Origin of the sequence: Paenibacillus sp. 2TAB23 (assembly GCF_052115165.1) — a bacterium.
GTDB lineage: Bacteria > Bacillota > Bacilli > Paenibacillales > Paenibacillaceae > Pristimantibacillus.
On record NZ_JBFRGD010000002.1, the window covers coordinates 481,742 to 494,678 of the forward strand.

Annotated in this window: 5 protein-coding genes; all 5 read right to left on the minus strand. The window is 47.2% G+C overall.

The features are described from left to right. Positions 1-67 precede the first annotated feature (67 nt). Positions 68-5,767 (minus strand): golvesin C-terminal-like domain-containing protein, encoded by a 5,700-nt coding sequence (locus AB4Z29_RS04965; protein ID WP_441941978.1) that lies wholly within the window; start codon positions 5,765-5,767, stop codon positions 68-70. Positions 5,768-5,956: 189 nt separating this feature from the next. Further along, on the minus strand, positions 5,957-7,165 hold the full coding sequence (locus tag AB4Z29_RS04970) for a GDSL-type esterase/lipase family protein (protein ID WP_441941979.1): 1,209 nt from the start codon (positions 7,163-7,165) through the stop codon (positions 5,957-5,959). Positions 7,166-7,172: 7 nt separating this feature from the next. After that, positions 7,173-9,398: an FAD-dependent oxidoreductase gene (locus AB4Z29_RS04975; RefSeq protein ID WP_441941980.1), complete on the minus strand. Its 2,226-nt coding sequence runs from the start codon at positions 9,396-9,398 to the stop codon at positions 7,173-7,175. A 100-nt stretch (positions 9,399-9,498) separates the two neighbouring features. Then, a complete protein-coding gene (locus tag AB4Z29_RS04980; RefSeq protein ID WP_441941981.1) occupies positions 9,499-11,118 on the minus strand; it encodes a response regulator transcription factor in 1,620 nt (539 codons plus the stop codon). Continuing rightward, positions 11,118-12,860, minus strand: coding sequence for a sensor histidine kinase (locus AB4Z29_RS04985; RefSeq protein WP_441941982.1), 1,743 nt, complete (start codon positions 12,858-12,860; stop codon positions 11,118-11,120). The genes AB4Z29_RS04980 and AB4Z29_RS04985 overlap by 1 nt, the downstream gene beginning before the upstream one ends. Positions 12,861-12,937 lie beyond the last annotated feature (77 nt).

A 12,937-nucleotide genomic window follows, 5' to 3' on the forward strand; every position in this document is an offset into this window, starting at 1 on the left:
ATCGTTCAGTACTAAGTTTCAAGAAAAAAAGCCGAATGGATCGTTCTCATCCACTCAGCTCTTAGGGTTATTTTACAATAATTTGTATAACATCGCTTACCGTTGTTCCACTTCCATTCATAAACTCGCCGCGATATTGATAAATGCCAGGTGCTTTTCCCGAAATATGTGTATTTGCTGATTGGGCACTTGGTGAGTGTAAAGATAAAGATTGCGTTTCAATAAGCTCGTCATTTTCATATAATCGATACTGTGCTGCGTTTGTGCCCCACCACATATTTGCCGTAACAGTGTAGTTCCCATCTTGATCCCAGTTGTCGCTCGACAACACGGGCTTTCCGGGATTCGCCTCAGCCACGGTGACGGTATGGGGATCACAAGGAGTCGATCCATACCCGTTCGATAGCTCGCATGTATACACATAGCTTCCATTTGGCTTGCCTTGAATTGGAACAATGGAAGTCTGGGCAGCTGGCGAAACAATGGGCAATGACTTCGTTTGAATCAATTGGCCATTCTCGTACAACTTATAAAGTGAGCCATTGTTTCCCCACCACATATTCATCGCGATTTCATAATTGCCATCATGTAAGCCTGTTGCGGCGCCGCTATTATTCGAAAGTGTCGGTTTACCTGGCGACTCATTCGCAGGCAGCTCCGGACTAACGGAATGCCGTTCGAATTTGACTGCATCAACCCTCGTATAGATCATATCGGCAGGGAGCGTTGGAGGGTCTACCGTTGTCGGAGTAACCCTGGTCAAACGAACATACTCGCTGCCATCTCCCGTAAAGTCGAACGTTCCTAGATTAACCCAACCCGATGAGCCGACTGTTGCATCGATATAGGTGACCTCGGTACCCGACTGATGCTTCACTTCCACTTTGACATGATTATCGTTTGCCGTCGTATGGACGAGCTTGTAGATGGAGACCGTGTATCTCCCCTCTGGAAACTGGCCTTTCCACGTCGCTGATGATCCTTGAACGGTAGAGTAGCGGGACTTAACACCGATTTTGTATCCGGCTAAATTGCTTTGACTCCAAGACCCTTCTGTCGTGTATAGCCCAGCTGTATTTGTACTGTCGACGATAACCGTTAGGTCCTTTATCGTGATGGTCAAACGCGGTGTTGTTAAGGTCACTCCGTCAATCGTGACCGTGGCCCATAGCTCAATGCGATCCGTTTCCCCATCGAGATTCAGAAGGGTCAACCTACCGCTGCCGTCCACTTCGGCCAGATCCGTACGATCAACGAAATACTGCACATTTGCCTGTGATAAATCACCGATTAAACCATTATCCAAATACCCGGTTACGCTCAGTTGTGCGGTTTGGGTCATCTGGAGCTCGTTCAGATCGGACAGGATCACCGCAGACTCCAATTGAGGCATACTGCTCGGGTCCACCCACATGATCGCATCGGCAACTACCCGTGACTTGTTGGCCTTGTTGGTTAGTTCCACGTACCCGCTATCGCCTGCGGCAAAAGGATAATCCCCTAGGTGCACCCAAGTACCATTCGCCGCGCTCTCATCAACGGTAACCGTCTCGGAGCCCCCGCTATAATAAACGGTAAATGAGGCGTTCGTTGCCCAATTTTCACTCACAGCGGTTATTTGCGGAAGCTTGTAATACACGCTGTAAGTAACGCTAACCGGCAGCTCCGGCCGCCATTTCATTCTGCTTGTCGCTGTGCCGGCCGTCGATTTGGCATACACATAGTTATCATAGTAGTAGTCGTTAGCCGTCGTATCCCGAATCCACACGCCTTCTGTCTCAGCCTCCGTATTATCCACAATGATAGATGAACTGTCCTGCCAATCGGGTTGAATTGGAGCTGTGGTTACCTGATCAGGCAGATAGAGTGTCCGCTTGCGAGTCTGTTTCCCGTCCGATTCCACGTAATAAGTGAAGGTTTGGGATAAATCGTTAACCCGTATCGACCATTCCATCGGATAAATCGTATCCGGGATGGTCGTATACGTAGCCCCGCCATCTAAAGAATAATGGATTGTCGCCGGTTTCGTTGTTTTTGCCTGCACATAAGCATCATAAACCGTTTCGTCTGGTTTGACGATCAGCATGCCTTTAACCGCATCGATTGGACTGTGGATATCGAAGAAATAGCTTGCATCCGATGCATCGGCCGTTCTTACCTGATGCAGTGGCACGTCAATATTAAGTCCCTCTACAATGATAGCGGTTATTCCCTTGCTTGATACCGTAGCTTGAATGCTTCCGCCGCTCATAACCGCTTGTTCAGGAGTCCCGTTATCGCGGATGATGGTTACGGTATAATCCTGTGCCGGGTTGAACCCAATGATTTGCGCATTCAATTCAATCGAAGTCTGAACTTCATCGGACGATGCATTGCTCAGCCCGATGTAGAATTTATCCCCGCTCTCTCCCGTTATCCAGTTCAATTGAGGATCGTTCGTCTGGATAATCCCCTTGGGCATCCAGAGCCAGACGTTGGAATTACCGTAGAACTGACCCGGTTTATTGCCATAAAGGTGATATTTGAACCATAAAAAATTCGTTTCGAATACGGAAGGAAATGTTATGCTCCCGTTCGATTTCAATGATTGTTCGCTGATCAAATAATCCATCGTTTGCCCGAGCTGCCCCGGAATATGGTGATAATAAATGGATGTAGCCCCGCTTGGGCCTTCCAGAGGGAAATTCGGTTCAAGTTGGCTAACGGCAAAGCCCTTATAATAATATCCCGGATAGCTGGAATACCGTCCAATAACCGCATTATGAGCAATATCCTGCAGCAGTTTATCGCCTGTATAGAGCGACAATCTCAGCATGAACGGCGCTTCCTGAGCGTTCATCCGATAATAGCCGGTTGTGCTTCCGGCCTCAAACGTCAATCCGCTCGGTGAAACCAGCCAACTATCCGCTTGTACGCCTCCGGCTACGTCCTCTGGGAGCTTGCTCCTCGGATATTGGTATTTCCCGCTTTCCGGCCAATGGAACGACTCCGCGTAATTATACGTCTCGGGCTGCGGAATCGTAACAGTACCTTCAGGAACTGGACGGGCAACGAACATGGTGGCATACCTTTTAGCTTCCTTATATGCGGCATTCAAGTATTTGGGGTCCTGAGTTTCCTCATAAAGCTCCAAAATCTCCATCCATAGCTTGCCGTAATAATAGATGAACTCATTTTTGCTCACATCGACGGATTCAGGAGTATCGATATGCTGCAGGATATAGCTGTCGGCTGCATGCTTGGCAGCCTGTAAATACTGCGCCTCCCCCGTCATGCGATACATCATCAGGGGCTGAATGACAGGACCCCGGTCTTTCTGGTCAGGATCGCGCACGAGGTATTCTTCCTTTGCCAGCGCCCCGATTCCTGCCGAAGTGCCCATCATCTGATTGACAGCGGCTACACTTGAGACATCGAACGGCAAGGTGGCCATTTTCCATAACGAAGGCACGCCGTACACTTTCTTCTGCGTCGGCGACCAACCGATCCCATTTCGCGAAACGCCATACTGGACGGACGGCAATGCTCTCGTATCGTAAAGCTGGTCATCCCCGGTCAAATAGTAAGCCCCCAAAAGAACCGCGTTCGAGCTTGTTCGAACGCTATCCTCGTTTTCGATATCAATAAAGCCCTTGGCACGGCTCCACCACCCGCTAGGCGACGGGACAAACTGAACAGAGTCGTCCCCTTGAGGCTCTATTTTAAGCAAATCGATCATATTGAAAATCGCGTCGGTAAGCGACTGGTCTGATACATTTTCCCTGTATGCCGAATAACCGTACTCATTGCGAAGAATATCCGCGTAGGATTCATAAAGATTGCTTTGCTCGGCGATTAGCCCCATATGAAATTGATAGGTGCTTTCTGCGGTCATTTGCGAATAAGTTCCCAGCTGAGGGGCATAAAGGATTGGCTGTACGCTGCCTTCGTTGTTGACAAGGCTCATGCCAAGCCGTTGCTTCGTAACGCCTCCCGTTGGTTCAAATTCAACCGGAAGCTCTTCCGAAGGCGCAAATATCCCATACGTCAAAGGATTCCCCGCACCGTCAGTTTTCTCCACCAGACTCATCGGAGCGCTTAGCTCCCTCAAGCTTGTTGATTCTACCGTCCCTACCATTTTTGCATGCGACCTGAATCCATTTAACACTTCATTGACGCCGGAGATTAGCTCAGTCGTGAAGGACTGATATCCAATGACATAATTGCCATCGCGGCGAGGCGTGAAGGCGAAGGAAACATCTGGTTTATCCCCTGCCATGGACCAGTTTACTTCAAAATCATAATCACTTTCATGCAAAGAATCAGTTAATACCGCCGTGTTGCTATCGGGAAAATGGATCCCGTCAAACGTTATCCAGCGTTTGTTCATCGTATCGTAGTAATTGGTGCGGCTCCCCGCATTCCCATCCAATAAAACCCATTGCTCCTCAAGCCTTTCCGCCACATTATTGATTGGCATCCAGTTTCCCGTGTCAGCATTTTTGTAGAACATGTCACGAACGATGGATTTGCCTCCATCCCATGCTGCCTCATAGAACGTCGCCTTATAGTTTTCATTTTCGATGCTGCCTTTTTCCGTGTAGCTAAGGTTCGCTAATGTGCGGCTCCGCAGCGGTGGCAACGGCGGTGCTTGCTGCCGGATATTCCCTTCAAACTTGACCGCATCGGCCCGAGTAATGATCGTGCCCGTCGTAGGCTGCGTCCGGGTCAGCCTGACAAATTCGGAATCATCGCCACTGAATTCATACTCCCCCAAATCTACCCATCCGACCGATGGACCCGACGAAGGCCTAAGATCCATAAATAAAACATCCGTAATCCCGTTGTGAACAATCTCAATCTTTACATTGCTATCCGCTTTATCCGCCCAATCAAGCTTATAGAACGATATTCTCGCCGTCCCTGCTTCCAAGCGCGGATTCCATGTGATGCTTCTGCCTACGGCGTCCGTATATTTGGAACTGGAATTATTGTATCCCTTCACTCCCGCGCTTGTGGTCCAATAAGGAGCGGAGAACCCGTTACTCGCATTGCTTGCATCAACCGTGACAAGATTATCTATCGTCAGGCTTCCATCATCAATGATGATCGTCTTATGTGGCTGTTTCTGCTGTATGTTTCCTTCGAACTTAACCGCATCAGCACGCGTAAGTATCGTGCTCGAAGTGCCGGTAGACCGGGTCAATCTAACGAATTCTTCACCAACCCCGGAAAAATAGTACTCTCCCAAATCAACCCATCCCGCAGGATCGCCAAAGGAAGGTCTCAGATCCACAAATAATACATCAGTCGTTCCATTATGAACGATTTCGATTTTCACATTGCTATCAGCCTTATCCTCCCAGTTAAGCTTGTATAACGATATTTTCGCCGTGCCTGCTTCCAAGCGTGGATTCCAGGTTATCGTTCTGCCTGCCGTACTCGTATATTTGGAGCTGGAATGATCATACCCCTTCACCCCTGTGCTTGTGGTCCAATTCGGAGCCGAATAGCCATTGTTCTCGTTACCCGCATCAGGTGTCACAACATCATTGATCGTAATGCTCCCATCATCGATGATAATCGTCCGATAAGGCAAGGTCTCCGCATAAGCGGTCCTTATTCCGACTAGGCTGAAAGGAACTACTATCGTCACGATGAAAACGATAAAGAAAAACAGCTTCCTTTTGACCAGACCTTTGACCAATCCACTCACAGCCTCTCCTTTTAATGATAACGCTTCCAAAATAATAATGCCCCCTTTGCTCGAATGGTCGCGACGAAGCAATTAGCCTGATCCTTCTGACTATACCGCTCTGTCGTTTTTATCATAGCATGTCAGCTCGCCAGGAAATTTCTTTCATTTCACCAATTTCTTATAAGATTTTAAGCAAGCAAAAACCTACATCCTAAATGACCGCACGATTGCAGTCAGATAGAATGTAGGTCCTCCAAGTAGACAAAGCCTAATGATCCGTTATAATGGCGGCTGCACCACTAACAGCTTCCCGAGCTGAATGACCGTTTGATCATACCAAGCTGGATGCTGCCGAGCATGTTCCATGCTCCGTTCATTGCCGCTTGCCTCAAATACGGCCGCTTTGTCTGTCTTCTCGTGATCCACTTCGAAGCGAACCGTATGTTTCCCATTCGGAAGCTCCGGCAAGAAAACATATTGATTTCGATTATGATCGTTATAGGGTGTGAATCGATCGATAATGAAGGGTAAACCTCCATCAACCGACACCTTCAATCTGCCGGAATCCGGACCCCCGATATCGAATAACCCGATTTGGGTCCCCTCGAATTGCAACGTTATAGATTCTCCAGGATCGACTGCTCGCCATAGGCCGGGGAACAACCAATTGTACTCGCGCACTAAAGCAAAATCATCGGGGGTCATGTAAGACCAGCCTTCCGAAAAATGAGCAAAACGATCCAGCGGCAGCATGGATGCGTACTCCCAAGGATTAGCCGGAACCAACGGATTGTGAGGCAAGTGATGTTCCAAGCTTTCCTGATGATAGCGAAGCTCGCTTATTTTCTCAAATGACCGGGTAATCGTATCCGTGTAAATTTGATGACCCTCGGGAATTGTGGGATGGACCGAATCATGCGTAAAAATAACGGCTCCCGGACGGGACTGATCAGCCCTTGCAGTGAAAATGAGCTTTCCCTCGGATACCAGTTGACTGACCGCTACGCCTAGATGAATGGAAGGAATACCGTAATAATCGGCCACCTCCTCCTGCATAAGAGCACCCTTCTGGTATTCGCCGGATTGAAATAAGGCCACATCACGCTCCTTCAGCGTGTAAACGAACAGAATATCGATAAACGGGCTTCGCTTGCGGATCTGACGGACAATTCCTTCGATCCGAGCCTTGGATTCGGGGACTCCGCCATCGTTGCCTACAAATTCAACAAACACGAGATCAGGCTGATGACGCAGCACATCGGTCTCCAAGCGGGCGCAGCCTAGGTCCGATCCTGTCCCATCAATGCCTGCGTTCACGGAGCGAATTTCCGCAAGGGGATACTTCCCTTGAAGCCAATCTCCCGTCATGACCCTGTATCCTTGAGAACGCGTATTGCTGCCGCCAAAGTAGACGATTGTCACGGTTTCCCCGTTTTCCAACTTCGGAATGACATTAGGCAGCCCTCTTCGAGGGAATAATTCCTTCATCGCGGCTTCACCTGCCCTCGCTTATTATTTTCGGCGCAAAGCATTTTATAGCAAACACTTCATAATAAGGAGAACCATAGGTTGCGCTGAGTTGAACTCGGATTCGGGTTACGCGTTCAGCATCCACCTTATGTTTATTCAACGTGAGATAATTTCCGCGGATGATGATTTCACTCTCAGTTCCGTCTTCAAAGGTCATGGTCACATCATAGTCTTGGATAAGGTGCTCGATCGGATCGTCGAAATGCTCCAAATCCAGCCGTGAATTGAACACAAGATGGATTTCCTCTACATCTTTGGGGCTTGCAAAGCACAATTCCAACCATTCCCGTCCTTCCGTACGTTCAGATATCCAACCATTCGGCAGGCCATAAGGCCTGGAGAAGCCGTTGACGACATTCTTAGGGTTATACATATCTTGGGATGGCACCAGGTCTTTGAAGCAAATGCTCTTATTCAGCTTCTTCAGCTTAGCCGGCACTTCAGGCCTATATTGAAAGCTGACCGCTCCGGTCATCATCTCTCCATTGCCGTATACGGCAAGGCCCGCAGCACCTTCCAGTACGATGTAGATTTTATCGTCAGCCGGCTTCTTGCAGCTCAGGTCCAGCGTAATCCAGTCATCGTAACCGGCAGAAATAACCAAACGATAGTCTTTCAGTTCGCTGGCGGGAATATAGTTTTCCTTCCGATCCCCGCCAAACAGCTTAACCTGCAACGTTTCCGGATGCTCGGATCTGTTTTTAATTTTGATCCGCACGCTTTCAGCCGTCGATGTCTGAATCGGCAAAACCAAACATAACGCTTTCTCCAAGGAAATCTCTTCGGTTGGATGAAAATTATCATAGCTGCGCTGAGACGAGGCACGAATCGTTAATCCGTCGGCGAAATAAGGATCCAACTCCTCTTGAAGCCCCACAATCGTTTGCCCGTCCCGTAGCAGCTGCGCTTGAAGCTCACACATATGGGCTTTGACTATGTCCGCGGGGTCTGCGTCGTATTTCAAGCATAACGCAGCAGCCGTTCCTACCGCCTGCCCCATGCAGCCGCAGGTTGCCATGACCCTTGTAGATCCGAAAGCCACATGGGTAGCGCTTATATTGCGGCCTGCGAACATCAGATTAGGTATATTACGTGAAAACAAGCTGCGGAAAGGGATATTATACAAGCCCGGCACGAAATTCCACGCTGTAGCCGGACCCTCATCATAGATGCCTTTATTTGCATGCAGATCCATATACCAGCCTCCGACGGATACAGCATCCTCGAAATGAGGCTTTGCCGTAAGATCGTTCTGAGACAGCATGTGCTCCCCTATAAACCGCCTTGATTCCCGTTTCCCCGGAATCGGGCATACATAATCCAAAATGAGATTGTCCACATCATCAAACTCGCCGCTATTTTTGATATAATCCCAAATCCCGTAAACCAACTTCCGCAGTTCCAATGCGATGTCTTCATTATTTTTGATAATATCCATATGCCCGCCGTATTCGAGCCACCACAATCCGCCAAGCCCGTTGATTTTCCTTGGAAAAGACCGATGGTTTAAGCCTTTTCTGATACTATCGAAAAAAGGCAGCTTCGCAATATCATACGCAAAGCCAGGCCTTTTGTAAGGAACGGAATAGTCCACGTCACGGGCTTGAAACAGAATCGTATCGCCCATGGTGTAATGATCCGCCGCTTCAGGAGCCAGCTCCTCCATGTATTCATGCTTCGCCTCTCTTCCCCATCGGAAGTGAGCACCTGCTTGATATCCGACAATGCCGTCGCCGGAGCAATCGATGTAGGTTGGGCTTTCAAATCGGAATTTTCTTTCGGAAGCGAGCTGAATGCCCTCTACCCATGTAATTCTGCCGTTCTCCATGCCCGTTTCATGCACGCATGTATTCAGGAATAAGGAAATGTCAGGCTCAGCATAAACCATGTCGAGCAATACCATATCCGAAAGCGAAAGCATAAGCTTCTTGTTGTATAACGGATTATAGTGAAAGATCTTCAGCTTGAGTTCTTCCACCAACCCTCCCTCGCGTGCATAATAGGATGGACTGTTTCCGAGATAGGCCGACCCGTTGATATGAACCCGGACCTCGCTGCTCGCATTTCCCCCAAGCACCGGTCGATCATTAACTAACGATACCTTTAGCCCTTGGCGTGCGGCAGCTATGGCAGCGCAAATCCCAGCAATACCTCCGCCTACGACGGTTACATCTGCATGTATAATCTCCATTTTGATAACCTCCATGATTAGATCCTTCTATCATGGTAAGTCTTTTGGTCCCCTTTTTTTTACATGATTTCGCGAAAAAATCATATATTTTTTGCAGCCTTTATTTGGATTCGTACCGTGTCATTTTGATCCGGTATTGCTTAGGTGTCTCACCCGTATATTCTTTAAATAGTTTGCAAAAGTAGCCTTCATTGACGATGCCTACTTCCTCGCACAATTCCAATAGAGAATAATCCTGCACATTTAGCAGCTCGAGTGATAATTGGATTTTTTTACGGTTAATGTAGCTAATCACGCCCTCGTTCATCGTTTTTTTGAACAAGCTGCTAAAATAAGACGGAGCCAAATTCACGTCCTCGGCAATCGCCTCCAGCGTCAAGCGCTGTTTCAGGTTTTTCTCTATAAACTGCATGGCACTCATAATTTCTGCACGATGCAATATTTGCCCAGCGTGCACGTATTCGAATGTGAAGTCGCCAATATAGGCAAGCTGCTCCTGAAAGGCCATAAATTCCATTGGGAATTCCGCCACTTCCGCTGCCAGCTTGTTCCCCGGTTTAAACTTCATCGTAATGTCTCTGTACAAATCGCGAAGCATTGGCGCCATGATGGACTTATGGATTTTATGCTCCGTAACAAATTGGTTCAGGTCGGCGAACGCATTGTCCAGCTCTTCCTTGGCAACCTTCCTTTTTATCCATAAAAGAAAATCAGCTAATTTCTGCTGAAAATCCGCTTTTTTGTCATTATGGTATTGGAACCGATGCATAGGCGTTTTTACTACTTTTTCCGTATGATAATAGAAATCCTCACTCACATTTTTAGCTTCCGTGTACGCTTGTTTGATCGATTCCCAGCCTCGGTGCAGCCCTCCGAAAGCGACGGATACCCGTTGATTCAAATATTGCTGCAAATGAGAGACGATCTGCCCTCCCAAGGATTGGCAAGCATACTCCGTTTCCATGTCACTGCGGCTATTCTCCCAGGAAAGAAAGCCAATAAAACGGTTATCGGACAGATCCGCCGCTACGCCGCTTCCACCAATCATCACCGTTTCTTCGATTACATTCGTAATCGCATATTTCAAGATGCTTTGATCAGCGGCTGTGTATTCGTTCCGGAAACTTTCATACGTATTCATTTCCACGATGAAGCAGCAATAGTTGGCTTGAAAGAAATGGAACTGCATGCGATTGGCAAAATCCGATGCCCGATGGGAAGGGATTTCACCTCGGATAAGCTCGTTAAAAAATTGCTTGCGGACTCTATATTTATTTTCAAGCACGGATACGTTTAACGATTGAAATTCCGCTTCCTTTTTCTTAACCTCATTGAGAATACCAGCCGCCTTAGCAAGGGCCCGATCCAAATCCGCTTCCCTCAGTGGAACCTTAACAATGTACTCCAATACGTTGGCATGAATAGCACGCTGGGCGTATTCAAAGGATGAATAGGCGGTCAAAAGGATGTATTGGGTATGGGGGAGCACCGGCTTTAGCTGCTCAATCATGGAGATTCCGTCCATTCGCGGCATAACGATATCGGATATGACGATATCCGGCTTAAGCTTTAAAATCTCTTCGATTCCATTAAGCCCATTATTCGCTTTCCCCACTAGAACAAATCGCCTATCCCTTTGGGAGAGCTCGTTAAAAAACAATTCCAATCTTTGAATGATCAGGTCTTCATCGTCAACAATGAAGCAGGTATAGTTTCTCACTATTGTGCATCTCCTTTTAACAAGTCTACCGGGAATATGGCGCGTACACGGGTTATTTCCTTAGGTATGCTATTGATTTGGAGCCCGAATTGTTCACCGTAGTGAAGTCTTATTCGGCCATGAATGTTATTTAAACCGATCCTTTTTCTTTTTACTTCCACATCACCCGGTTCTGAAGTTAAGATATGCTTTATTTTATCCACTGGAATTCCCTCGCCTTGATCGATGACTTCTATGATGGCGATGCCGCCTTCCCTGTACGCATGAATTGTAATAGGGCCTTCGATCCCGCCTCCGTTATAGCCATGGAAGATACTGTTCTCCACAAGGGGCTGCAGCAGCATTCGAAAAACCGGAAAATCCATTAACTCTGCTTCGATATTTTCAATTAGGTGGAAATGTCTGTTATATCGAATATTTTGGATCTCGATATAGTCTGCTACATTTCGTAATTCCTGGCGTAGTGATACCTTCTCTGAAGCGTCATCTATCCCGTATTCCAATAAAGAAATGAGCGAACCGATTACCACATCTACTTTCTCTATTTGTCCGAGACGTATGACATTGCTGATCGAACCCAGCGTGTTATACAGAAAATGAGGGTTGATTTGTGACTGCAGCACTTGAATCTCCAGCTTCCGCTCAAGCTCATTATGCAGCTCCGCTCGCCGAATCAATTCCACAATTTGCTGCAGCATACGGTCGAAGGCTCGGGAAAGATCTCCGAACTCATCGTTTCGGTTAATCGTTATCGCAGTCGTGAGGATGCCTTGTTCCACCCGTTTCATTTTTGATTTGAGTGCATAAAGCGGAGTCCTTATGTACTTGGCAATAAAAAAGGAAATGAACAAACTTAAGAGAAGACCTGCCGCTAGAAGCTCGATATAATAGGTTTCCAATCTGGTCAGCGCGGCTTTCAAGCGTGATTCATCGTTGACTGAGATGATGGTCCAATTGAATTTCTCCGTCGGTTTTTTCAGAATGGAGACCGGCAGGCCATCCTTGGTATGCAGTTGAAGGTTTGTTTCTGTCCTATCCAAAATTTGTTCCGCTGATGTTTCCCCGATTGAAAACGTATGATCATGAATATTCAACGGTCCTCTATTTTCCGAAAATCCAGCAATGATCTTACCTGATGCGGTGATCAGAGCCAAATTCATTTGTTCCTGTTTATTAATCTTGAACAAGGTTTCTTCAATGGCATTTAGATCCAAATCAACGGCAATGGCCATCGGAAACGGAGCGCCGTTCAGATATCGAACCATCGTAACGGTCCAGCCGGAATACTTGGATTTGTAAGGATCACTGACAAAGGTTGTCCTTCTGTTCTTATTGGCCGCATCAAATAAAGGCTCTCTTTCCGCTAAAGGCTCATCGAATATGCGGGTAGGCGTGCTTCCGCCTACGATGGATAAGTCGTTTTTGATCAAATAAATATTACTGACGTAATTACTGTTGAGTTCATATAGCTCTCTTAATTGCTCTTTGATGACTTCCGTATTGTCGATGTTGGCGTTCACCGATGTTTCGACCGAGAACAGGATCGTCTGGAAGGAGGCAAAATTAACAGTGAAATACTGATCGACCTTGTCAAGAATTTGGTTGGTGTAGAAGATGTCGTTGGTTCTTATTTCCTTTTGGACATAGCGATAGGATAATTGGCTAATCAGGATTATGCAGCCTAATACAAACGCAAACACGATAAAAAATAGTTTTAATGGCAAGCTGATTCTTCTTCGCATTCGCAGGGATCATCTTCCTTTTACGTTCTTATTAAAATGACAATAAAGAGAGGGGCTATTAATAGCCACTCTCTTCG

Excerpts from the sequence above, each read along its gene's own strand:
- AB4Z29_RS04975 (WP_441941980.1), bottom strand. The coding sequence starts at position 9,398 with ATGGAGATTATACATGCAGATGTAACCGTCGTAGGCGGAGGTATTGCT.
- AB4Z29_RS04985 (WP_441941982.1), bottom strand. The coding sequence starts at position 12,860 with ATGCGAAGAAGAATCAGCTTGCCATTAAAACTATTTTTTATCGTGTTT.
- AB4Z29_RS04970 (WP_441941979.1), bottom strand. The coding sequence starts at position 7,165 with ATGAAGGAATTATTCCCTCGAAGAGGGCTGCCTAATGTCATTCCGAAG.